Source organism: Cytobacillus firmus (genome assembly GCF_023715565.1).
GTDB classification, from domain to species: domain Bacteria; phylum Bacillota; class Bacilli; order Bacillales; family Cytobacillaceae; genus Cytobacillus; species Cytobacillus firmus_C.
The window spans coordinates 13,935-35,413 of record NZ_JAMBOJ010000004.1 but is presented as its reverse complement, the minus strand read 5'-3'; the positions used below and the strand labels follow the sequence as shown (position 1 = coordinate 35,413).

Sequence of the window (21,479 nt, the reverse complement as noted above, 5' to 3'; positions counted from 1 at the left end):
CCGGTTAGTTCTTTTCTCTTTTGTAAAAAGGTGTTGCTTCAACCTTAGCCTTCAGCCGTTTGCCTCGAATCTCCACTTCCAATTCAGTTCCAAGCTCCGCATGCTCTTTCTTGATAAGAACAAGGCCAATATTCTTTTTCAATGTCGGAGATTGAGTGCCTGTTGTCACTTCCCCGATCAATTCTTCCCCTTTAAATACAGGGTAGCCATGGCGCGGAATGCCGCGGTCAAGCATTTCAATTCCGACGAGCTTACGCGGAACCCCGTTATCCTTTTGATTCTTAAGAACTTCTTTGCCAATAAAGTCGGCTTCTTTATTCACCTTGACAGCAAACCCGATTCCTGCCTCAAGCGGTGTGATATCAGGTGAGAGCTCTTGGCCATATAGTGCCAGATTGGCTTCAAAGCGAAGTGTATCCCTCGCGCCAAGTCCGCACGGGAGAACGCCTTCTTCTTTGCCTGCTTCAAGAATTTCATTCCATAATGCGGCTGCATCCTTGGCATCACAGTAAACTTCAAATCCGTCTTCCCCTGTATATCCAGTTCTGGAGATAAGCGCTTTCTTGCCATTCAAATCAACATCCTGCTGGAATTTAAAAAATCCGATATCTGACAGATTCGTGCCAGCAAGCTTTTGAAGTACTTTTTCTGCAAGCGGCCCCTGAATCGCCAGCTGTGCCATATCTTCTGAAAGGTTTTTCAATTCCACATTGCCTTCAGCATGGTCCTGCAGCCACTTGAAATCCTTTTCGATATTGGAAGCATTCACCACCAACAAATAGTGGTCATCCTCTATTTTATAGACAAGTAAATCATCAACAGTTCCGCCATTTTCATAGCACATGGCTGTATATTGAGCACCTGAGTTCTTTAACTTGGAAATATCGTTCGTCATCATTTTTTGAAGGTATTTAAGACTGTCCGTCCCCTTCACTTCGATTTCACCCATATGGGATACATCAAAAAGGCCAGCTTTTGTACGGACTGCTTCATGTTCTTCTTTAATGCTTGAAAATTGAACAGGAAGGTCCCAGCCGCCGAAGTCGATGGTTTTTGCTCCGTGATCCTTGTACACCTCAAATAAAGGCGTGCGTTTTAACTGTGACATTTACTCGTCCCCCTTAAATCTCTTGAAATTTGTTTTAGGAACATAAAAAGGACAGAGTATCCCCTCAATTATGAGAAGATCTCTGTCCTTGCACCTGAAAGTTTACCGAAACCGGCTGTCCCCTTGGGTGGCTTATTAAAAAGCACTCTCCAGAGCTGCGTCAAACAAGAGTTCTTTTGCCTGAGAGATTCACAAATTTTGCTTGCTCCTTCGGCGCTACTAATGTAGTCTCTCCCCTTGTTATCATTCGCATTTATAAAATTTTCCAAGATGGTCATACTTATACCAAACAGAAAAAATTAAGCATCCATTACTTCGGTTAACTAAATGTAATGTGTTAACTTTCAAAACTTTCAAAGCTATTAACATCGTACCACCTTAACAAGGTTTGGGCAATATCTTTATATAGATAAAAGGAGCTGTTTTTATGACAGTGCAAATTGGCTTTGATTCTGCCTGGCAGGATGAATTCTTAAAAAGGATTGATGACGACGGCCCATGGGGAAACTGGGAGCTTTATAAACTGGCTGTTGAGGTCGAAAACCATACAACTATTCCTGACTTTGAAGGCTTGCAGGCTCCGAAGCATCTGCCTAACCTTACCCCTCTTCCCCATCAGCTGGAAGTGGCCAAGCAGGTAGTCGAAAGAATGAACGGTAAGGCAATCCTGGCTGATGAAGTTGGTCTTGGAAAAACGATTGAAGCTGGACTGATACTAAAGGAATATATGATCAGAGGACTCGTAAAAAAAGTCCTTATACTCGTTCCGGCTTCGCTCGTTTCCCAGTGGGCCCTGGAGCTGAACAGCAAATTTTTCATTCCGGCAGTGGCGCAGCGAAAAAGCTATGTATGGGAACAATGCGATGTTGTGGTATCATCCATCGATACAGCCAAACGCAATCCTCATCGGGACATTATTTACAGCCTTGATTATGACATGATTATTATAGACGAAGCTCACAAGCTAAAAAATAATAAAACGAGAAACTATGAATTTGTACAAAACCTTAAAAAGAAATTTTGCCTCCTATTAACAGCAACACCCATCCAGAATCGAATCAGTGAGATTTTCAATCTGGTGTCCCTGCTTAAACCCGGACATCTTGGCAATGAATCAGCTTTTTATGAGAATTATAAAAAAGACTCAAGATCTTTGAACGATGATGTACATTTAAAGGAACTTGTAAACAAAGTCATGATCCGCAACCGCAGGGCAGATACCGGGATTGAATGGACCAAGAGACATGTGGAAACCATACCGATTGAATTTTCGCAGCCCGAGCGTGAGCTCTATGAAGCGGTAACAGAGCTGCGGAGTGAAGAAAATTGGGTGAGTTCCAGCCAGTTTTCAGTAATGACCTTGCAAAGAGAGGCATGCTCAAGCAGAGAAGCTGTCTATTTTACGCTTCAAAATATGCTGAAAAGACAGGAACAGCCATCGATAGCTTTCCAGGAGCAAATACAATACCTTATTAAAAAGGTTGAAGCGGTCCAGCAAAACTCAAAAGCTCAAAAAGCACTGGAATTAATACAGAAAATAAATGACAAGGTCATAATCTTTACAGAATACAGGGCAACGCAAATGTACCTGCAGTGGTTTTTAAAGCAATATGGGATCACATCGGTTCCGTTCAGGGGAGGATTTAAAAGAGGTAAAAAGGACTGGATGAGGGAGCTTTTCCAAAAGAATGCCCAAGTCCTGATTGCAACTGAAGCGGGAGGAGAAGGAATAAACCTGCAGTTCTGCAATCATATCATTAATTTTGATCTCCCCTGGAATCCAATGAGGCTTGAACAAAGGATTGGGCGCATACATCGTCTCGGCCAGGAAAAGGATGTCATGATTTATAATTTTGCCACAAAAGGAACAGTTGAAGAACACATTATGAAGCTTCTATATGAGAAAATACATCTCTTCGAAAAAGTTATCGGTGATTTAGACGACATTTTAACAAAACTTGAATTCGGCAATATTGACGATCACCTTGTTGATATTTTTGGGAAATCAGCTTCAGAAGGGGAAATGAGAATTAAAATGGAGAACTTGACGAGCATGATTCAATTCGCGGAGGATCTGAAAGAAGGTGAACTGAATGCAGCAACAGGAAATTCATAAATTCCTTGAAAGATATTTTCACGCTAATGGATGTGAAATAATTGATAGTGGTCCGGGGTATATGACTGTACAGCTGACGATTGATTTGGATAAGGAACTGATGAATCGCCCCTTTTATTGGCACTATCTCGAAAAAACAGGCGGAATCCCAAACCCGATGCAGCTAACGCTTATTACAAACCAGCAGCTGGCCCCTCCGCATATTAAGGGGGAAGTCATTCATTTTGGCTCCCCTAGGCTTCATCAGATTTTTGATTCAGCCAGGAACCTGGCCGGCTATATTAGATTATATGAAGATCACCGGCAGGCACAAGGAAAGCAGGTGCCACTAAGACCATGGCTGGGAATGAACATTCGCGTATCTTATCAATGTGACCGAAAACGCGATGTCTTCAAATCCATCGGTCTCCAATTGATAAATGGCCAGATGGTCGAAAGTTTTCATGACAGATTGCTTGGCATGAGTCTTACACCCAAAATCCCCGACTACTCGTTCACACTGTCTCCTCTTATTATGCCGGGAAGCGGAGTATACAGGGTAGCAAATTTTATTAAAGCCGAAATTGAACAAGAAGATCATATATGGGCTGAAGAAGCCCGTCAGCGTTGGCAAAAAGATCTCAGCCTTCTAGAACATTTTTATGAAGAGGCAGAAGAAAAGGGCGAAAGTTATGAAAAAGAAAAAACAGCCCTAAAGGAGCAATATGAACCAAAGGTTAACATATCCATAATAAATGGCGGTCTCTTTTATCTGACAGACAGCGCAGTCTAAAATGCAAAAAACCGGCAATTTAGCCGGTTTTTTGCATAAAAGCTATTTATGTTTCTTTCTTCTCATGCCCAAGTAAAACAGATAAGAAAACATTCCAAACCATCTAAATAAAAACGGCTCTTTCATGTCCTTTTTTTCAATACGATGCCGTTTTCGCTCATCTTTTGGCTGATCAATATATTTTACTACTGTCTGTGTAAGATACTTTACATAATCGTTGGATTTCATGATTCATACCTGCCTTTTCCATCCAGAATTGCAGGAACTGCCTGCTATTTATCATTTACAAGTATGTCCAACGGGTTTTCACTCTAAACAATCTATTATTTCTTGTATAATCTCTGCTTTATCTTTATTAGTTGTATCAATGATCACATGGGCGGTTTCTTTATAGAGCGGCATCCTTTTTTCATAAAGTTCGTGGATCAGCCTCTTTTTATCGCCTTTCAGAAGCGGTCTGGTTTGATCCTTCTCAATCCGTTTAAAAATTTCTTCAGGAGACGCATAAAGAAAGAAAACAATTCCTGTTTCGCTAAGCCTTTTTCTGTTTTCAGGCTTTATAACAATGCCCCCGCCAGTGGTTATAACACCCTCTCTGTCATCCATTTCATTTAATATTTTTGATTCAAGGCTTCTGAAGAATTCCTCTCCATGCTGCGCGAAAATATCATTTATATTTTTATTCTCCCGCTTCACTATTTCTTCATCTGTATCGATTACTTCCTGATTTAAGCAGGCTGCCAGCTCTTTTCCTATCGTAGTTTTGCCGGAACCCATGAATCCGATTAAGTAAATAGGCTTCATTTTTATCCCCATTCAGTTTTTTTCCATCCATTTTATCATTTTTTGCAGGTCTGTGTCATAGTAAGCATACCCGGAAATTTCCTTATCAGAGCCAATTTTTGTTTTGAAGGTAATCTGGATTAAGCTTGTTGCCACCGGAGCAATTTCATAGGATACCGATCCTTCTTTAAACAAATATACTCCTGACACTTCCGGCTCTGCATTTTCACTCAGCATTTTTTCTGTTTTTTTAAATGAACTCAACAAGTAGTATTCCTGCTTTAGGACGGTTTCCGCCTGATTCACAATTCTTTTCTCGGAAATAAACTGGTCTAATTGAATGGTAAGAAGAAAGAGTGCAGCCAGAATAATTGTTAAAGTAAGAGGATAAGAAAATCCTTCCTGATTACGGTGCATCAATATCCTCCAAATCCATTAAGTAATATAGAAGCGCGGAATGCTTCTGATCAAAATGATCCGAAACATTTATTTCAATCCCTCCACTGACAGACGCAAAGGTAATGGTGTTTAGTTTTTGAAGGACAATCTCATGGCCCTTCATATCCACTCTCCTCCGCAAGTTAGATCCATATTTTTCATAAATTACACTTTTCCCATCTATAGTCAAAACAATTGATCCTGCTGTTATATTTGCAGCATCAGCGAGCCTGATTTCTTTTTTCAGCTGGTTGATAAATACATGCCATTCAAGTCTTTGTGTCCTGGCTTCCATTTTCCAGTCCTGAAAAAGGAAATTTAAGCCCACCGTCAAAAAGGAAACAATCAATAAAAATATTGAAAATGAAAAAAGCATTTCTAGCATGGTAAACCCCTTATCACTGAAATACCTCACACTTTTCCTTTGTGTAATCCCGTACATTTTCATACCTTATGCAAACCTCCATAAATCCTTGGTTTTTCTTAAGGAGTATCTGATAGACTGTCTGATTTTTTTTTATGATCTTCCCCTCAGGAAAACTTCTCTCCGATGCAGCCTCCATAAGGCTCTCATAAAGCAGCTGGGTGCTTTCATAATCCTGTTTTACCTCTTCAGAATGCTCAAGTGCCTTTATGACAAGTGGAAACATTATGCTTGCTGCAAGCAGCATCCCTGATAAAGACAGCAGGAGCTCAGCCAGAAAAAAGCCTTCATTCTTTCTCCACATTAAAACGTCCTCTTCCGATAAAAAATGTTATTTTGTATCGCTCCCTGTCTGCTTTTATATAGAAACTTCCAAATTTATTTGTAGTTCCGCCGGGACCGTATTGAAAATACAATGGCATTGTTCCCGGATTAATCTCAATGATTCCGGAATATCCTCTGCTGAAAATAGGATCAGCCGCAAACCTTTCCTTAGCGAAATATCTATTCTCCTCTGGCAGGATCTGAATAACTACCTCTGTCTGATGGGTTATTGCATAGTTTTGGGCATAAAGGAGGTCAGATTTCAATTGGGAAAAGAACATTATCTTTTCAAGATAGAAAAAATGCGGTTTAAGAAGCAGGGCTGTAACGGCAGCAATAATCAGGAAAATACTGAGAACGAATAGAGACTCTATCAATGTAAAGCCTGCTTTGTTTTTCATCATGATCCTTCAGATTTAACCTTCCCGTCTGCAGAAATTGTAAGGGGTTTTCCATTTGGGCAAGTCGTGTTATTTTCATTTAGATAATCTTCAACCACTAAATCCTGTATATTCGAAGGAAGGACTTTTTTATCGATTTCATATGCCTGAACCTGTGCCTGCACCATTTTAACCAACGCTTCACATCCCTTGCTGTTAATTTTTGAATTGTGTTTTGTGACATTGGGTATGGTGATAATTAAGAGCACTGAAATCACCAATAAAACAATCATCATTTCAATAAGCGTGAATCCTCTATTATTGTTTAACATACGCCATTTCACTAAAATCCCTCCAGTAGATGAAACATAGGCAGCAAAACTGCCAAATACATCGAAACTATTAAAAAACCGATAAACGTATATAAAACGGGCTGAATAATTTTAATAAGTTTTTCTGTTTTTTCCTCTATTTTGTGCAGACAATGCCTGCTGAAAAACGTTAATTCCTGGTCCAGCCTGCCATTTTTTTGACCATGACTGATAATATTAGACAGTTCCCTTTCAAAAAATGGAAAATTCACAAGAATGTCTTCCAGCTTATTCCCTTCACGAAGCTTGAGCTTCAGGGTTTTACCGAGGACACTGTAAAAAGGCTGCTTTTCATTTTTCTCAAAAAGACTCAGCGCCTCAGATATAGATAAGCCTCCATTTAAAAGATAACTGAGCTGTATAGCAAAGAAGTGGGTATAGTAAAGGCGAAGAAATTGGCCTGCTCCAGGTACTCTTATCAGGATTTTTTTTTGTTGGATAGGGGAAAAATTTCGGAATCTGACAAAATAGTATATAAGGAAAGTGACCAAGAAGAAGAACAGAATCAGAAGAAAAAACGGGAGAAAATCACCAAACAAATAAACGGCTTTCGTAAAGAAATTAGGCTGAAGCTGCATTGAAACAAATAAGGAAGAGAAACGGGGCAACAGGACTTTATCAACGAAAATAAATAAGAATGCGGTAATGAGCATCAGGAAAACCGGATAGGCCATCAGCTTTTTCAATTTTTCAGTGTCCCTGCCTTTTCGGAGCACCATTTCGCTTCCTTCAAGAAATGCAGAAGCAAGACCTCCGTGCTGTTCAGCAAAAAAAACATAACCAATCAGATTTTTATTAAAGTTCATGTTTGAAAGTATTTGATAAAAAGGAAACCCTTCTCTCAACTGAGAGAGGCACTGCCTGATTTCATGTTTTCGTTTTTGCGGCAGCTGATACACCAGTGACTCGAGCGCTTCGGATAAAGGATAGCCTCTGGACAGCAGTTCCCCTGTATTCTTCAGAAACAAACCCTGTTCTTGAATGGTCCATTTAGGTTTCTCCATCGTCATGCACCCACCTGCTGTACTCCGTTTCCTTTATATATCCCAGAGCAATCCCTTTAGTAATGACTTCCTTCAGTGTTCGATACTTAACATGGCTGCTTTCTCCTCTTGCATTCTTTATGGAGGCATTGAGCGCTCTTCCTGCAAGCAGTTCAAACACACTTGCCCGTTTCCACCTGCCATATCCAAAGCAGAATGGCGAGCATTCCCCTTCACAATATGGACAATTCAATTCGACGAGCCGCTGAGCGGTGACCGCCACCAAAGTCTGCTCAATTTCCAGCATGTTCACCCCAAACTCAGCCAGACGGTACACAGCCCCCTCAGCATCCCGGGTATGCATGGTGCTTAATACAAGGTGACCGGTGAGAGCTGCTCTAACTGCAATCTTCGCCGTTTCCGCATCCCGGATTTCACCCACCATAATGATATCGGGGTCATGGCGTAGGATTGCTTTTAAGCCTGCAGAATAAGACACGCCAGCTTTCTCATTCACTTGTACTTGAAGAACTAAGTCATTCTCTTTTTCAATGGGATCTTCCAGGGTGATGACATTGCGATGGAACATATGGGAGGTTTCATTCAGAAGGGAATACAGTGTTGTGGTTTTACCGCTGCCGGTCGGGCCAGTGAAAATAATCAATCCGTGAGCATGCTTCAGCAGTGCTAGCATTTTTCTTGTCATGTCTGGAAAAAGGCTGATCTGGTAAAAAGGAATTTGTTCCTGCTGGGGAAGAATTCTGATAACAAGGCTTTCGCTGTGGCTTGATGGGAGTGTTGAAAAGCGCAGGCCAATCATTTGTCCGTCTACTTCAAGTGAGTATGCACCACTCTGCGGCCTCCTTTTTTCACCAATATCCATCGATGCTGTAAATTTAAAATGGGAAATCAATCTGTCACACTCTTCTTTGGGGAGATAAAGCCTAGGGGTCAATTGACTGCCGAACCTCAGCTGAATGAGTGTGTCTTTTCTTCGGGGAATGATGTGGATGTCGGAAGCATGGCTTCTGACAGCATCTTTAATAATTCGTTCTGCCATTCTTTCAATTATACTCAACTAATTACGCACCACCTTTTTTAATTATTCTGGATAATAATTCGACTTATCCAATGCATTTCCTTCATGTTTCGGCAAATTTTTTTGACGAATTTGTGAATAGATTATTTTTTTCTTTCCATAATAAAAAAGGATATAGCTAATTAATGGGCTATAGCCAAGCGGTAAGGCACCGGACTTTGACTCCGTCATGCGTAGGTTCGAATCCTGCTAGCCCAGTAGTTGTGGAAGGACACCGGATGTCCTTCCTTTTTTATTTTGGCTTTTTCGTAAAAATTGTTGTTTTTCACTTATCAATGTTGTCCGTTGATTGCAGTGAAAGGATGCTCAGCGAACCACGGGGCGGACCGTGAGCATCCTCGACGCTACGCGTCTGTGGGGTCTCACCTGCCCCGCTACTCCCGCAGGACGTTGAATAGGCTACCTTGAGTAAATACCGCACGAAGAGAATGCGAATGCATTTTCGAGGATCTCGCACCTTCCACTACAATCAACTCCGTAAATATAATTCAAATAGCAACAAACCTTGCAAAAAGAGCCTTCTAAAAAAACTATTTAGCCATATTTTTAAATGCATCAGGATTATAGCCTATGACAATCTTATTTCCGTTTGTCAGAATTGGTCTCCTCAGCAGTTTCGGCTCCTTAATAACCATTTGCACCACTTCTGATAATGATAATTCCTCAAGGTTCTCCCCCAGGTCTTTATAGGTCTGGCTGCGGGTCGCGAGAATTTCATCAAGGCCGCTTGTGGTTAATGAAAGGATTTTTAGTAATTCTCCTGGCGATGGAGTCTCCCTGAAAAGATGCCTTTCTTCAAAATCAATTGAATGGGCTGTCAGCCATTTTTTCGTCTTTCTGCAGGAAGTACAGCTGGGATATGTAAAAAATGTAAATTGGTTCATACCTCTTCACCTCACAAATTGTATTTTACCTATACTTATTGTATATCTTTTGTACAATATATGTATACACATTTGTATAAGCAGTTAAACTTCATTTGTGAACATTTTCTAAACTTATAGTGATTACAGTACTAACCTCAATTGGCTGTATTATAATGGAAGCAGGCCAGGAAGGCGCCAGCTAAGTGCTATAAGTGACAGCTGATGACCTCGGGAATAAATAACCCTTTTGAGGTGACAATAAATGGAGCAAACTTTAAAAATAACAAATGTGTTATCCGATCCAACCCGCTATTATATTTATCAATACATTACTAAACGGCATAAAGAGGTTACTGTCCAGGAGATTGCAGATAATTTCAGCATACATCCCAATGTTGCAAGGTTACATTTATCCAAGCTTGAAGATGTAAATATGCTTGTGTCTGAAACAAAAAAAACGGGCAAAGGCGGCAGGCCCAGCCGTTTATATCGATTGTCTGATGATGTTGTGCAGCTGCATTTCCCTTACAGGGATTATCAGCTGCTTGCCAAAATAGCCATGGAAACAATGCTTGACTTAGGTGAAGAAGGAAGAAAGGCACTGTATGCAACAGGAAAAAAGTTTGGCAGTGAGCTGATCGGCCAAGAGCTTAAAAGGTATCCAAACACAGACCAGCTTACTTTTGAACAGAAATTAAACCTCTTAAAGCATGCTGCCGATTTGTCAGGTTTTCACCCTGAATTTGATGCAAATGAGGAAAAGACCATTATCTATTTCCAAATTTATAATTGCCCATTTAAGGAGGTTGCAGCCCGGCATGCTGAGCCAGTCTGCAATATGCATTATGAATTTTTAAAGGGAATGTTTGAAAATCTGTTTGATTCCATTCAACTGGTGGAAAAGCAGAATATGCTCACAGGCTGTGATTCATGCGCATACAAAGCAATTGTTGGAAATTAAAGTCATCTCAGAAAAATGGCGAAAAAAAGCCAGTGGCAAGCTTTTTTTTCCGCCCTTTTCTCTACTATTTAGAAACCATTATTTACTTTTATTAAGCATTTACTTTATAATATTGTAGTGATGGACTTGTAAGGGTAAAAGGAGGGATACATATGGATCGTATGTACAGAGTATTAGGATTTTGGACGGGAATTTTCGCTGTTATGTTTTACCTTGGCGATATGTATACAACGTCCTTGATTTTCTTCGGTCAAACAGGATTTTTCCTGCTTTTAAGCTACTTAAAGCTTTCCGAACGTATGTATATTTATGTTTTTGGAGCATACTTAACTGTTTTCTTCGTAGGCTTCACTTATTGGTCAACATTTATGATGACACCTGGTGCCGGCGGCCACTAATAGCCAACAAAAAAAGCGATGAGTTCATCGCTTTTTTTATTTTTCCCCTATTTTCTTTCCCTGCAGGACCAGGTAAAATGCTGCACTCATACCTGAAGGTGTTATGAGACTTCTTATTGCCCTGTTTCTTTTGCTGACAGGAGAAAACGGATTAGGATCATAATGATCTTGAAGCTCCTGTAAGATGCCTGCAGACAGCAGAAATTTATCCTGTCTCTTCATAAAATGGAAATCCAGCCCTTCTTTCTGTCCCAATCGGATCAGTGAATCAAAATGAACATGGCTGGTTATATCCATCTCGCCAGGGTGTTCGAGTACATTAGAAATTAAAGAATGCTTGTAATAACCTCTGAGACTGCCATCTCTTCTAATTGGTTCCTTCCATTCCTCATCTGTATAGCCATAATCGGCAGTCAGCACAAACCCTTTATCCAGAGCAGCAGACATATCCTTAATCATCTGCTCCATTTGCAGAGGAATTTCTATTCTTTGGCCATCGCTAAGTGATAAACCGCTTTCTTCAAGGTATAAGGAAATATCTCTATTTGTTAATGGCACAGCATGTTCTGCAAGCTTTCCGTCTTTTACGGTTACCATAATTTCAGTCAATTGATCCTGTACTTTTTCAACCACATGAACAGGTAAAGCATCAAACAGCTCATTTGAAAAAATAAGGCCGCAAAATGGATAAATCTCGTCCCAGCTATCGATTTGTCTGATCTGTTCGGAAAGTACTATCTGCTCCTGCTGCAGCTTCCTGTGATAGGGGCTTGTTTCAAATATATAATAATGTATCTCTTCATCAGCAATAAGATTCCACTCATCAAGGAAAGCTTTTGCAAAGCGTCCATTCCCGCCCCCTATTTCACAGACCTGAAAAGGCAGCTTATATTTCCCTGCCATTTGATGAAACCACCTTGAAATGGTCCTTCCATATATATCAGAAACATTGCTGGTTGTAATAAAATCTCCCCCGGGCCCAATCTTTTCCTTATCTTTCATATAGTAACCATATTCGGAATGATAAAGGGCCAGCTCGATATAGTCAGCATAGCTGATCATTTTTTGAGGAGTATTTTCTATATAATCTGTTAGTAAATTCAGCATATAAACTCCCTTTTCGATTGAAAAATCTTGATTTCTGGAAACAGCCATTCTTACTGTTTTGGACAAAGTTTTCACTATTGACATAGTGTTTTCCCTGTTATATTGTTAATGTAGTAGCTTAACTATATCCCCTCCCATTTTATATGAATAAAACATCCCCCAGAAAAGCCCTTCTCATTGGAGAAGGGCTTTTCTATTTTCCAATCAGAAGCCATTCAGAAATGGATTTGAATCCATTTCCCGGCCAATTGTCGTAACTGGCCCGTGTCCAGGAAGCACTTCTGTTTCTTCCGGCAATGACAAAAGCTTACTATGTATACTTTCAAGGAGCTGCTGATGATTGCCGCCAGGAAGGTCTGTACGTCCTATGCTTCCGCTGAACAGCGCGTCACCGGCCACCACAAGACCAGCATCTCTAAAATACAGAGAAACACTCCCTGGAGAATGACCTGGCGTCTCTAGAATTTTAAAGGTAAATTCACCTATGCTCAACTCTTGTTCAGCTGTTATAATATGGTCGGCAGGCCTTGCTTTTATCAGCTTGCCTATTTTAAATAGTTGAGAACCATTTAAGGCTGGATCTGGAAGCCACGCTGCTTCTTTTTCATGAATGTATACAGGGATAGAAAAGGCATCTCTTATTCCGTCTACAGCGCCAATATGATCAAAATGGGCATGAGTAAGTATGACTGCAAGAGGTTTCAGTCCTTTTTGTTCGATAATGCCGCTCAGTTTTCCGCTCTCTTCTCCCGGATCAAAAATTAAACAATCTTTGTTTTCATTCGAAAGGACATAACAGTTTGTTTGCAATGGGCCAAGAGGGATTTGATTCCATTTCATTGCCTACACCTCCATAGTTGATTTATTTGTCTATTATTTTACACTATATCAGAATGGAATGCCTGATATTTGCAAAAGGAGTATAACATGAAAATCCTATATGGCGTTGAAGCCGGCTATATTATTCAAGATGTGCCTGAATTCATGAACTTAATAAAAAATAATACTGAACTTTTCGATTTTCAGCAGAGTATCTTTCTGTTTGAAGAGAGGGCTCATGCTGAATTTACCAAAAGCGTACTGGTCGATGCCGGACTTTTCGAAGAATTTTTTAAGCTCTGTTACATAAAAACAGGTGTAAAGGGAGAAACTTTTGAAGACTTTGCGATTAAAACAGAAAGCGGAGTTTGCTTGTGCACTGAGCTCCTTAACGCCTTCACAATAACCGGTGGCAATAAAGAAGATATCCAGATGGCTGTCTATCAATTTCAGGAGCATCTGGTCTTTACAGCTAAAGAAGAAAAAATGCCAGCAGTTTACTTTTCAGAACTTCATCTAAAGGATTTAATAATCGGCATTGCTGAAGCATATGACATACAAGTGTCATTTTTAGACCTCGACAAATTGAAGAAAAAAATATAAAATAAAGGACGAATGTATATACTTGGGTTCTACATAATGGGTATATAACCTAAAGAATGTTTTTCATATGGCTTTTGCCTGCTGATTACGAAACAAAGGGGGCTGTTTTAATGGGACTACCTATCATTTTTGCATTAGTCGCAGTTCTTGCAGCTTTTGGTGCATTTAGTGCACTGAAAAACAAGAACTTCCTTGGCATGGTTTTTGCTGTAGGAACACTTGCCGTTTTCGGATGGTTCGCTGTAATGACCTTAATTAACAGTGGATATCCTGCTGTTCACTAAGAAAAGCACAGCGTGCCCGCCAACCCGCGGCGCATTGATGCTTTTCTTTAAGAAATAAAAGGGCTTCCCTCAGTGGGAGCCCTTTTATTTTAACCTTTTAGCCGGCTTTCAACTCTTTGGACCTTTTCTTCCATTTTCCTCTTAACATCTCTTCTGTCATCGATGCGGATATTGGTCGCCACTCTCATTAAGCCTTTTTCAAAAGGGACCTCATGCATTGCCTGAATAACTTCAAATAAATCAGGCAGCTCCCCTTCAATAATGGTATTCATGGGTGTCAGCTGAAATCGGATTGTGCCGCTTTCCTCATATTTTTTTAATACACGCTGAATATCTGCCACATAGCTGCTGACACTTGGTGTTTCCGTTCCAATTGGAATAACTGTAACATCTGCGATTGCCATATTTCTGCTCCTTTGCCTGCTAGATTACTCGTTATAATCGACTAACCGAATGACCTCTTTTCTGTCGGTCATGATCAGTTCCTCAAGATAGAAACCTGTTAAACAGGCTTTCCCGTCGGTTGAACAGCTGATCGGCGCATTTTCCATATCTTCGAATAGCACTTCCTTTTCACCGGTTTCACTGTCCACAGATATAAGCTGAAATCCCCCTGCATACATATCACTCTCAGCACTGTACAATGGCTGAAAAGTAATGATTCCTCGGGGGGTCCAGTCATAATACGGAACCAGCCAATCTGAAAATCTTGTCAAATGAGGTATCGAGAATGAAGAAAGTTTTTTGAAATGATTATCCATAAAAGTATACATTGCCTGGTCTGATTGATTTGCCGGCACAGTAATAGTCATTAGCCTGTCCTTGGCAGCGTCGAATTGAAAAATGTCTTCCTGAACCACGGTTTCATTATGTCCATCGATTGATTGCTTAACAAGCGGTGCGAAAAGTGACGGGCTTTCATTATCCCAATCAAGAAAAAAAAGATGATTTGAATCCCCCCATTTAGCAAAAGGCTCCCTTAAGTTAAATTCTGCATATGTACCTTTTGCGATATCTATATGGTATGGGGTGAATTCCCAGTCTTCAGTAAATGAAGCAATTAATATAGACTCTTCATCATAAGGGTTCCACTCAACAGCAAAATCAAATCCAGAAATATTTTCCTCCCAGACAACTTTTCCACTTGTTTTTATAACCGTTAAGGCTGCTTCATAGGTTCCAGGTGATGATCGAATCAGTATGTATTTTCCGGCTGGACTTACCGTTACAGACGCAATCGGGTGAGAGCTTTCGTAAAGAAGCTCTTGTTCACCTGAAAACAGACTATAAGCATAAACCCTGGAAGTTGCGCCATCTATTACAGTGTAAACAATTTGATCATTGTCAAGCCAGCCATTTGCTCCCTGAAATTCCCCTTCATTAATCCGAATAGTCTTTATAGTCTTGTTTTCAGCTTCAGGTGGTGCGGAAGGCTCAGAGGCTTCTTTTTCTTGATCCTGATTCTGCTCCATCCCGGCTTTCTCAGGCTGTACACAGCCGGCTATCAGAAATAATGAAGCCAGCAGAATAAAAGATAACAATAGAAACTTCCTGCGAATTTCAATGTCTACCAAATCCGCACCTCCTTTCTCCCTAAATATAAGTACGTAAATTGAATGAAAATGTTTCAATAATAATAGAATTAATGAGTTTAATTGGAAAAAGCCGTTTTTCCGTCTTCAGTTTGGAAAAGCGGCTGGTTTCCATAGAACTATTGTCATAGTAAAGATAGTATGATAGTAATTTTAATGTCTGCTTGATTAAAATACAATACAGAATCAATTTTAATGATAATTTTTTCACATATAAAGCGATGCAAGAAAAGTGCCCAGCACCTCTTCATAAATATCATCATACTGTGACAGGGGCAGCGGATTAGTGCCTCTTCCCAATTCAATTGTGAATCCCGGCTTCCGGAAATCCTGTATAAACCAATCCTTATAACCGGCAAAGCTATCAATATACCGGACTGCCCTATATCCGCTGACACGCTCGAACTCTTGCGCAATTACCTCCGACTCCGGCGGCTCCATTCCCTCATACCCCCAATAAAACTCTGCACCTTGTGTATGGAAGGCCAGCATCCGATCGAATTGATTATCTCTTGCCAGTTCCGCCATCGCTATGGCTTCCGGTTCCGTTAACGGGGCTTCGCCAAGATAATCTCTTGGTGCCGGGCCACTTTGTTCACTTCTCTGTTTCTCAAAGTCCCATTTGGCAGGAAACTGCTTATTTAAATCAACCCCTCTAATATTAGCCTTCCAGCCTGAGAAATCCGTGCTGCCCCTATTTATCGAAATAACTTCCTCTCTGACTTCCGCTGGAGGACCATTCAACACCAGGTCAACCCCATCTGGGTTAACCATCGGAACTATGGAAAGGTCAACCGAATTATACAGGGGCATTGTTGAAATTCCTCTTATTGGCCGGGTATTTGTAAGAGATAACAGAAAGGTGTTCAGTAAAGCCATTAATATTGGGGTTGTAATCCATTCATTCGCATGAAAGGATGCATTGATGTGTACTTTCTTATTCCCTTTTCCTAACCGTATTTCCTGAATCGGCTTTCCAAGAACACTGTGGCCAATTGTATTTACTTTTATAAACGGATAAATATCTGACAGCAGGGAGATATCTGCTGTTAATGCTTTATAATCATACTCTCTCCTGCCTGATACAATTGGGGAAATAACCCGCCTGGGCAGTTTAATACTCGTACCAGGGATTAGGCTGTTCGGATTAAGGGATTGATTAACCAGGAGAAGAGCATCCACAGAAAGGTTGCGTGAAGAACTTAGCTTCCAAAAGGTGTCACCTGACTTAACTGTATAATTTAGCAATGTAAAGCCGGGGATGTTAATTTCGCTCCCTATCTTAAGGGATGCAGGATTAACCCCGGGATTAGCATCTGCAATGAGATTGACTGGCATCATAAAGAGCTGACTGTAGTACCATAAGGAATCTCCTGAGCGGACTTTGACTTTCATCTTTTTCCCCCTTTCCATCATTTCAATTTTATGAGAAAAAGAAAAAAAGATGACTATATAACTTGTAAAAATAAGGTGCTATAAAAGAAAAAGCACCTGCACATCAGGTACTTTTCTCTCAGTTTACTTATTTTTTGCCAGCCAGGCTGCACCAATGACTCCGGCATCATTGCCCAATGTCGCAATATCAATCACTGTGGACTCCTTCACTCTTGGAAAAGCAAATTTAATGAAATTTGCAATAACCGGCTTAAGCAGTATATCTCCTGCTCTGGAAACGCCACCGCCCAATACTATTTTCTCGGGATTTAATGTATTTGCAATATTCGCCAAAGCCAATCCAAGGTGCATTGCTGTATGATTGACTGTCAGAAGGGATGTTTCATCCCCATTCCTTGCAGAATCAAAAACGTCTTTTGCAGTAATAAACCCGTTTGCCTTATACAATTGAGATAGAGCCCCTTCGCCACTGGATTCCAGGTTTTCCAGAGCCTGCCGGACAATGCCTGTAGCAGACGCTATTGTTTCAAGGCAGCCCGTTTTGCCGCAATTGCACTGAGCCCCGCCAACAGGAATGGACGTTATGTGCCCTATTTCACCAGCAGCCCCGCTGACTCCCTGCACAATATCTCCGTTAGCAATTACGCCACCGCCAACACCTGTTCCAAGTGTTACACATACCAGATCTTTAGCCCCGTTTCCGGCACCCTTCCACATTTCCCCGAGAGCAGCACAGTTAGCATCATTATCAATGATGACTGGAAGTGATGTTTCCACTTCCAGAAGATCCTTCAGCGGGTAATTATCTTTCCAGCCCAAATTAACTGTGTTATATACAACACCAGTTGCCAGATTTACTGGACCCGGCGCCCCCATGCCAATGCCGATAATTTTATCCTTGCTTAAATCCAATTCTTCTAACTTATGATCGATGGCTTTAGCTATATTTATAGTAATATTTTTTCCTTCTTGATTATTATCCGTGGGAATTTCCCATTTGTGAATTATTTCCCCATAGTAGTTAATAAAAGCAAGCTTTGTTGTTGTTCCGCCTAAATCTACCCCTACCAGCCATTTTTCTGCCAAGCTCCATCACCTTTTCTTTCTATTTCTTCTCTTTAAGATTCTGAATTTCAGTCCTTAGGATTAAGATGCTGCTCTGATAATCTTTTACATCAATAAGCTGGGAATTATATAACTCTGTTAATTCAGCAGCCATAAGCTCCAAATCAGCTTCCCGATCCCCTATATAGATGATAGTCCCATATTTCTTTAGAAACTGCTGTATATCATAAATGGTTTTCATTCTGTACCTCTGCTTTATTGATAAGTTTTTATCACATTAAAGTATAATCTAAAATCCCCCCTTTCTCAAGACAGAGAAACGCCTGGAATATATAAAAAATCCCTCCAAGGCAGGAAGGGATTTAGTTCAGCGGTCTGGATCCTTTGGATGCAAAAAACGCGGCCGCCTGTTCTTCAATGGTATTGGTGACCTTAACAATACATCCCTGAATGCTCTCAAATTGAAAGGGATGAACGGCCATAAATAGGGCACCCCAAAAGACTTCATTCTGGCAAGCATGATGATCATCAGCATGATCCCAACTACATAGCCGTAGGTATGGAAGATACTGGTTGATATCAGCAGACCGATTCTGATCAGCCTGTTTGCCAGGCTCATTTCATAGCTTGGGGTTGAAAATGTTCCAATTGCCGCTATCGCTAAATAAAGAATGACTTCATTAATAAATAATCCCACTTCAACTGCTACCTGACCAATCATCAGGGCCGCCACGAGTCCCAAGGCAGTGGCCAGGGCGGAAGGAGTATGGATTGCAGCCATCCTAAGCATATCAAGACCAAGCTCTATCATCAGGAACTGAACGACTAATGGCAGCTCTCCCGTGTCATTGGGCCCGATATAGGATAATGCATCAGGAAGCAGCTGTGGCTCTATCGCAAATAAATACCATAATGGCAAAAGGAAGATGGAAGCCCAGACAGCTAAAAAACGGACAAATCGCAAATAAGCGCCTACAAGAGGCTTATTCCTGTACTCCTCCGCATGCTGAAGGTGATGCCAAAAGGTTGTCGGTGTTATGATAACACTCGGCGACCCATCGACGATGATGCAGACGTGGCCTTCATAAAGGTGTGTTGCTGCCGTATCAGGCCTTTCGGTATACCTTACCATGGGATAAGGATTCCAATGCCGCCCTGAAATGAATTCCTCTATTGATTTCTCGGCCATCGGCAATCCATCAGTATCAATTTTAGAGATAGACTCCTTTATCTTCTTCACCATATCCGGATCTGCAATGTCTTCAATATAACTGACAACAACATCTGTCTTGGATCGCCTGCCCACCTGCATATATTCCATGCGCAGTGTTCTGTCCCTGATTCTTCTCCTCGTTAAAGCTGTGTTAAAAACGAGTGTTTCTACAAACCCATCCCTCGAGCCGCGCACAACACGTTCAATATCAGGCTCCTGAGGGCCTCTTACCGGATATGTACGTGCATCAATGAGGATGACTTCATCGATTCCATCCACGACTAGAGCAGTCGGCCCTGCCAACACCATATCCACCACTTTATCCAGGTCATCAGTTGTTTCAACTTCAACGTATGGTATATACGTTTTTATCAGTCTGGAAAGTGTATCTCCTTCCAGCTGGGCTGCATCCAGGCCGGCAAGCATCTTCATCAAATAGTGCAGGATGTCATCTTTTACAAAGCCGTCTACCAGATATAAAGCCATTTCCCTTTCAGCATATTCAACATCAAGCTGAATCACATCGAAGCTTTTGTCAACTCCCAGAGCATCTCTAAGATATTCAGTATTATCTTTCAGAGAAACCTTTACAGGCTCTCTTCTCGCTTCCGCCAATATCCCCACCTCAGCATTCTGTTCCATTCTTTTCCTTGCATACTATTCAACATCATTGACATGCAAAAAAAAAATCATACCAATGAATGGCATGATTAGTTAATATTATAGGGAAATGCAGGGATTATTTCCCGGGTAGTAAGCTGAAAATTCTGTCATTATCACTCTATCTGATTTAACAGCTTTTGATACTCTTCCTGATCCGGCTGAAGATTAGCGGCCTTTTGTGCATGATTCCTTGCTTTTTTCGGCTGCTTTTCTTCTAAATAGATTAATGCAAGATTATAATGTGCTTCATGAAAAAAAGCATCTTCCTTAATTACCTGAAGCAGGTGCTCTTCTGCTTCTTTTAATCTCCCCACTTTTATTTCTGTATAGGATAATAAAAAATAGACTTCCGGTGAAGCATTCCTTTCTTCAATAAAATCAGCAAGCATTAAACGGGCCTTTTCAAACTCTTCACCATTGATATGTTCCTCCGCCATTACCATAGCAGTTTGTTCATTTAATAGTCTTCCCGGTTCATTGAATCCATACTTCATCAAGCCGGCTGCCAGACAGAATGATCCAGCTAAAAACAGCAGCTGAAGCAATGGCTTTTTCTTCTTTGGAAAATGTACAATGCCAGTAGCAAGAAATCCGCCAATCAGCCCTCCTATATGTCCGGCATTATCTATTCCGGGGATGGTAAATCCAAATGCAAGGTTGATTCCTAATACAACAAGTATATTAAAACCCATCGTCCGGAAGAAAAGGCCTGGATAAATGAGCCCAAAATATAAAAGTGCCCCAAAGCAGCCAAAAATAGCCCCGCTGGCCCCTGCTGAAAGTGATGGGCTAAAAACAAAACTGGCTAATGTTCCGCCAAATCCAGCCATCAAATAGATAAATAGGAATCTTAAATTTCCATACACACGTTCCACTGCGGATCCAAGATAAAATAAGGCAAGTGTATTCATTAATAAATGCAGCAGTCCAATGTGAAGAACAATCGGGGTCAAAAACCTCCACCATTCCCCGTCGAGAATCAATGGATTAAATTTAGCCCCATACTTAATTAACGTCGAGGTATCTGTACTGCCGCCCATTGCTTCCAAAAGTAAAAAAACAGCAACTTGTATAACCATAAATATATACGTAAAAAAAGGCTTCCCAAAATTGAACATTTCCTTTTCTTTTTTTGCTGTTTTTACAGCTTTAGAAAGGGCAGTATGCTTCAGGGCATCGACATCCATTTCAGTATAATTTCCGGCCGGAAGAGTTAAAGGCTTTTCGAAAATTTCTTCAACCACATGCAGACTTTCAGGTTTACCGGATTCAATGATCATGGTTCGGACAGAGGCTTTTCCGTTTTCAAGCTTAAAGGGGTCTGAGATGCGGAATTCATAGTCATCAACAGGCAGGAACGCAGATACATAGATATTTAAGACCGGCATTTCCCTTTTTCCAAGTTGCTTCCTGACCGATTCAGCTTTTTCGGCAGTTACTTCAATATCCCGCTGCATCCAGTTGCTCCAGTCAAGGTCATATTTTAAGAGCCTGATTGCCTTTATGTTTTTATCCTCCATCCTTTCAAGCCATAATTCATCCTGATCTCCAGATAACTGAATCATTCTGTATCCGTGATCAGATATGAAATAATCCGCAAGTTTCCAAAATACATAATCCTCTTGAACTGCCACTTATTCCCCCACTCTCTATATGTTGCATTAATTACTATACTTTATTTAACTATAGGCAAAAAAGAAACCTTTTGTAAAAGA

At 40.7% G+C, this 21,479-nt stretch carries 26 protein-coding genes, 1 tRNA gene and 1 riboswitch; of the genes, 7 read left to right on the top strand and 20 right to left on the bottom strand.

The genetic code is table 11. From position 1 onward, the window contains the following. Window positions 1-4: 4 nt before the first annotated feature. Window positions 5-1,108: a glycine cleavage system aminomethyltransferase GcvT gene (gene gcvT / locus M3205_RS02360; RefSeq protein ID WP_251168458.1), complete on the bottom strand. Its 1,104-nt coding sequence runs from the start codon at window positions 1,106-1,108 to the stop codon at window positions 5-7. A 158-nt stretch (window positions 1,109-1,266) separates the two neighbouring features. Further along, window positions 1,267-1,355, bottom strand: a riboswitch (glycine riboswitch). A gap of 180 nt (window positions 1,356-1,535) precedes the next feature. On the opposite strand from gcvT, the gene M3205_RS02355 reads away from it, so the two are divergent. Both M3205_RS02355 and M3205_RS02350 read left to right on the top strand, forming a co-directional pair. Further along, the gene (locus tag M3205_RS02355; protein ID WP_251168457.1) at window positions 1,536-3,224 is read left to right on the top strand and encodes a DEAD/DEAH box helicase; all 1,689 of its coding nucleotides are present in this window, start codon (window positions 1,536-1,538) and stop codon (window positions 3,222-3,224) included. Beyond that, the gene (locus tag M3205_RS02350; protein ID WP_251168456.1) at window positions 3,202-3,996 is read left to right on the top strand and encodes a YqhG family protein; all 795 of its coding nucleotides are present in this window, start codon (window positions 3,202-3,204) and stop codon (window positions 3,994-3,996) included. Before M3205_RS02355 ends, M3205_RS02350 begins: the two co-directional genes overlap by 23 nt. 42 nt (window positions 3,997-4,038) lie before the next feature. Here the strand turns inward: M3205_RS02350 and M3205_RS02345 are convergent, their stop codons facing one another. The 9 genes from M3205_RS02345 to comGA form a co-directional block, all read right to left on the bottom strand. After that, the gene (locus tag M3205_RS02345) at window positions 4,039-4,224 is read right to left on the bottom strand and encodes a YqzE family protein (protein WP_095245709.1); all 186 of its coding nucleotides are present in this window, start codon (window positions 4,222-4,224) and stop codon (window positions 4,039-4,041) included. A 78-nt stretch (window positions 4,225-4,302) separates the two neighbouring features. Then, window positions 4,303-4,800 carry a shikimate kinase gene (locus M3205_RS02340; protein WP_251168455.1) on the bottom strand — a complete coding sequence of 166 codons (498 nt, stop codon included), beginning with the start codon at window positions 4,798-4,800 and terminating at the stop codon, window positions 4,303-4,305. A gap of 12 nt (window positions 4,801-4,812) precedes the next feature. After that, entirely contained in the window at window positions 4,813-5,196 is a 384-nt protein-coding gene (gene comGG / locus M3205_RS02335) for a competence type IV pilus minor pilin ComGG (protein WP_251168454.1), read from the bottom strand. Beyond that, complete coding sequence (gene comGF, locus M3205_RS02330) at window positions 5,186-5,602, bottom strand: competence type IV pilus minor pilin ComGF (RefSeq protein WP_251168453.1); 417 nt, start codon at window positions 5,600-5,602, stop codon at window positions 5,186-5,188. The genes comGG and comGF overlap by 11 nt, the downstream gene beginning before the upstream one ends. A 13-nt stretch (window positions 5,603-5,615) precedes the next feature. Further along, window positions 5,616-5,945, bottom strand: coding sequence for a phosphatase (locus M3205_RS02325; RefSeq protein WP_251168452.1), 330 nt, complete (start codon window positions 5,943-5,945; stop codon window positions 5,616-5,618). Beyond that, window positions 5,929-6,369: a competence type IV pilus minor pilin ComGD gene (gene comGD / locus M3205_RS02320; protein ID WP_251168451.1), complete on the bottom strand. Its 441-nt coding sequence runs from the start codon at window positions 6,367-6,369 to the stop codon at window positions 5,929-5,931. Before comGD ends, M3205_RS02325 begins: the two co-directional genes overlap by 17 nt. Continuing rightward, a complete protein-coding gene (gene comGC, locus M3205_RS02315; RefSeq protein WP_311315692.1) occupies window positions 6,366-6,689 on the bottom strand; it encodes a competence type IV pilus major pilin ComGC in 324 nt (107 codons plus the stop codon). The genes comGD and comGC overlap by 4 nt, the downstream gene beginning before the upstream one ends. Next, window positions 6,689-7,720 (bottom strand): competence type IV pilus assembly protein ComGB, encoded by a 1,032-nt coding sequence (comGB, locus tag M3205_RS02310; protein WP_251168450.1) that lies wholly within the window; start codon window positions 7,718-7,720, stop codon window positions 6,689-6,691. Before comGB ends, comGC begins: the two co-directional genes overlap by 1 nt. Further along, the gene (comGA, locus tag M3205_RS02305; RefSeq protein ID WP_251168449.1) at window positions 7,707-8,777 is read right to left on the bottom strand and encodes a competence type IV pilus ATPase ComGA; all 1,071 of its coding nucleotides are present in this window, start codon (window positions 8,775-8,777) and stop codon (window positions 7,707-7,709) included. Before comGA ends, comGB begins: the two co-directional genes overlap by 14 nt. A 147-nt stretch (window positions 8,778-8,924) precedes the next feature. Here comGA and M3205_RS02300 point away from each other — a divergent pair. Beyond that, window positions 8,925-8,996, top strand: a tRNA-Gln gene (locus M3205_RS02300). A 332-nt stretch (window positions 8,997-9,328) separates the two neighbouring features. Here the strand turns inward: M3205_RS02300 and M3205_RS02295 are convergent. Further along, window positions 9,329-9,682, bottom strand: a complete 354-nt coding sequence (locus M3205_RS02295) for a Spx/MgsR family RNA polymerase-binding regulatory protein (protein ID WP_251168448.1) — start codon at window positions 9,680-9,682, stop codon at window positions 9,329-9,331. A gap of 244 nt (window positions 9,683-9,926) precedes the next feature. Here M3205_RS02295 and M3205_RS02290 point away from each other — a divergent pair, with 244 nt between their 5' ends. Both M3205_RS02290 and M3205_RS02285 read left to right on the top strand, forming a co-directional pair. Beyond that, window positions 9,927-10,625: a helix-turn-helix transcriptional regulator gene (locus M3205_RS02290; protein ID WP_251168447.1), complete on the top strand. Its 699-nt coding sequence runs from the start codon at window positions 9,927-9,929 to the stop codon at window positions 10,623-10,625. A gap of 152 nt (window positions 10,626-10,777) precedes the next feature. After that, complete coding sequence (locus tag M3205_RS02285; RefSeq protein ID WP_009332938.1) at window positions 10,778-11,023, top strand: DUF2626 domain-containing protein; 246 nt, start codon at window positions 10,778-10,780, stop codon at window positions 11,021-11,023. Between the two features lie 36 nt (window positions 11,024-11,059). Here the strand turns inward: M3205_RS02285 and M3205_RS02280 are convergent, their stop codons facing one another. Together M3205_RS02280 and M3205_RS02275 are read right to left on the bottom strand one after the other, a co-directional pair. Beyond that, window positions 11,060-12,130, bottom strand: a complete 1,071-nt coding sequence (locus M3205_RS02280; protein WP_251168537.1) for a class I SAM-dependent methyltransferase — start codon at window positions 12,128-12,130, stop codon at window positions 11,060-11,062. Window positions 12,131-12,334: 204 nt separating this feature from the next. Then, on the bottom strand, window positions 12,335-12,970 hold the full coding sequence (locus M3205_RS02275) for an MBL fold metallo-hydrolase (RefSeq protein ID WP_251168446.1): 636 nt from the start codon (window positions 12,968-12,970) through the stop codon (window positions 12,335-12,337). 87 nt (window positions 12,971-13,057) lie between these two features. Between M3205_RS02275 and M3205_RS02270 the strand changes: the two genes are divergently transcribed. Both M3205_RS02270 and M3205_RS02265 read left to right on the top strand, forming a co-directional pair. After that, on the top strand, window positions 13,058-13,552 hold the full coding sequence (locus M3205_RS02270) for a hypothetical protein (protein ID WP_251168445.1): 495 nt from the start codon (window positions 13,058-13,060) through the stop codon (window positions 13,550-13,552). Between the two features lie 110 nt (window positions 13,553-13,662). Beyond that, window positions 13,663-13,836: a DUF2759 domain-containing protein gene (locus tag M3205_RS02265; protein ID WP_251168444.1), complete on the top strand. Its 174-nt coding sequence runs from the start codon at window positions 13,663-13,665 to the stop codon at window positions 13,834-13,836. An 89-nt stretch (window positions 13,837-13,925) separates the two neighbouring features. Here M3205_RS02265 and M3205_RS02260 read toward each other — a convergent pair whose 3' ends face one another. The 7 genes from M3205_RS02260 to M3205_RS02230 all read right to left on the bottom strand — a co-directional run bounded on the left by M3205_RS02260 (window position 13,926) and on the right by M3205_RS02230 (window position 21,398). Further along, window positions 13,926-14,240: an MTH1187 family thiamine-binding protein gene (locus tag M3205_RS02260; protein WP_251168443.1), complete on the bottom strand. Its 315-nt coding sequence runs from the start codon at window positions 14,238-14,240 to the stop codon at window positions 13,926-13,928. Between the two features lie 24 nt (window positions 14,241-14,264). Then, window positions 14,265-15,410, bottom strand: coding sequence for a YqgU-like beta propeller domain-containing protein (locus M3205_RS02255; protein WP_251168442.1), 1,146 nt, complete (start codon window positions 15,408-15,410; stop codon window positions 14,265-14,267). 225 nt (window positions 15,411-15,635) lie between these two features. Beyond that, window positions 15,636-16,823, bottom strand: coding sequence for a M14 family metallopeptidase (locus tag M3205_RS02250; RefSeq protein WP_251168441.1), 1,188 nt, complete (start codon window positions 16,821-16,823; stop codon window positions 15,636-15,638). A 123-nt stretch (window positions 16,824-16,946) separates the two neighbouring features. Continuing rightward, complete coding sequence (locus M3205_RS02245) at window positions 16,947-17,909, bottom strand: ROK family glucokinase (RefSeq protein WP_251168440.1); 963 nt, start codon at window positions 17,907-17,909, stop codon at window positions 16,947-16,949. Window positions 17,910-17,928: 19 nt separating this feature from the next. Further along, a complete protein-coding gene (locus M3205_RS02240; RefSeq protein ID WP_251168439.1) occupies window positions 17,929-18,129 on the bottom strand; it encodes a YqgQ family protein in 201 nt (66 codons plus the stop codon). A 126-nt stretch (window positions 18,130-18,255) separates the two neighbouring features. After that, window positions 18,256-19,743 (bottom strand): spore germination protein, encoded by a 1,488-nt coding sequence (locus M3205_RS02235; RefSeq protein WP_251168438.1) that lies wholly within the window; start codon window positions 19,741-19,743, stop codon window positions 18,256-18,258. 134 nt (window positions 19,744-19,877) lie between these two features. Further along, entirely contained in the window at window positions 19,878-21,398 is a 1,521-nt protein-coding gene (locus M3205_RS02230) for a rhomboid family intramembrane serine protease (RefSeq protein WP_251168437.1), read from the bottom strand. Window positions 21,399-21,479: the final 81 nt, after the last annotated feature.

What these genes read in the sequence shown, in the direction of transcription:
- M3205_RS02240 (WP_251168439.1), bottom strand. Translation starts at nt 18,129, where the DNA reads ATGAAAACCATTTATGATATACAGCAGTTTCTAAAGAAATATGGGACT.
- gcvT (WP_251168458.1), bottom strand. Translation starts at nt 1,108, where the DNA reads ATGTCACAGTTAAAACGCACGCCTTTATTTGAGGTGTACAAGGATCAC.
- comGF (WP_251168453.1), bottom strand. Translation starts at nt 5,602, where the DNA reads ATGCTAGAAATGCTTTTTTCATTTTCAATATTTTTATTGATTGTTTCC.
- M3205_RS02345 (WP_095245709.1), bottom strand. Translation starts at nt 4,224, where the DNA reads ATGAAATCCAACGATTATGTAAAGTATCTTACACAGACAGTAGTAAAA.
- M3205_RS02275 (WP_251168446.1), bottom strand. Translation starts at nt 12,970, where the DNA reads ATGAAATGGAATCAAATCCCTCTTGGCCCATTGCAAACAAACTGTTAT.
- M3205_RS02290 (WP_251168447.1), top strand. Translation starts at nt 9,927, where the DNA reads ATGGAGCAAACTTTAAAAATAACAAATGTGTTATCCGATCCAACCCGC.
- M3205_RS02235 (WP_251168438.1), bottom strand. Translation starts at nt 19,743, where the DNA reads ATGGAACAGAATGCTGAGGTGGGGATATTGGCGGAAGCGAGAAGAGAG.
- M3205_RS02285 (WP_009332938.1), top strand. Translation starts at nt 10,778, where the DNA reads ATGGATCGTATGTACAGAGTATTAGGATTTTGGACGGGAATTTTCGCT.
- M3205_RS02280 (WP_251168537.1), bottom strand. Translation starts at nt 12,130, where the DNA reads ATGCTGAATTTACTAACAGATTATATAGAAAATACTCCTCAAAAAATG.
- M3205_RS02340 (WP_251168455.1), bottom strand. Translation starts at nt 4,800, where the DNA reads ATGAAGCCTATTTACTTAATCGGATTCATGGGTTCCGGCAAAACTACG.
- M3205_RS02250 (WP_251168441.1), bottom strand. Translation starts at nt 16,823, where the DNA reads ATGAAAGTCAAAGTCCGCTCAGGAGATTCCTTATGGTACTACAGTCAG.
- comGG (WP_251168454.1), bottom strand. Translation starts at nt 5,196, where the DNA reads ATGCACCGTAATCAGGAAGGATTTTCTTATCCTCTTACTTTAACAATT.
- M3205_RS02350 (WP_251168456.1), top strand. Translation starts at nt 3,202, where the DNA reads ATGCAGCAACAGGAAATTCATAAATTCCTTGAAAGATATTTTCACGCT.
- M3205_RS02260 (WP_251168443.1), bottom strand. Translation starts at nt 14,240, where the DNA reads ATGGCAATCGCAGATGTTACAGTTATTCCAATTGGAACGGAAACACCA.
- comGD (WP_251168451.1), bottom strand. Translation starts at nt 6,369, where the DNA reads ATGATGAAAAACAAAGCAGGCTTTACATTGATAGAGTCTCTATTCGTT.
- M3205_RS02265 (WP_251168444.1), top strand. Translation starts at nt 13,663, where the DNA reads ATGGGACTACCTATCATTTTTGCATTAGTCGCAGTTCTTGCAGCTTTT.
- M3205_RS02325 (WP_251168452.1), bottom strand. Translation starts at nt 5,945, where the DNA reads ATGTGGAGAAAGAATGAAGGCTTTTTTCTGGCTGAGCTCCTGCTGTCT.
- comGB (WP_251168450.1), bottom strand. Translation starts at nt 7,720, where the DNA reads ATGGAGAAACCTAAATGGACCATTCAAGAACAGGGTTTGTTTCTGAAG.
- M3205_RS02355 (WP_251168457.1), top strand. Translation starts at nt 1,536, where the DNA reads ATGACAGTGCAAATTGGCTTTGATTCTGCCTGGCAGGATGAATTCTTA.
- M3205_RS02295 (WP_251168448.1), bottom strand. Translation starts at nt 9,682, where the DNA reads ATGAACCAATTTACATTTTTTACATATCCCAGCTGTACTTCCTGCAGA.
- M3205_RS02270 (WP_251168445.1), top strand. Translation starts at nt 13,058, where the DNA reads ATGAAAATCCTATATGGCGTTGAAGCCGGCTATATTATTCAAGATGTG.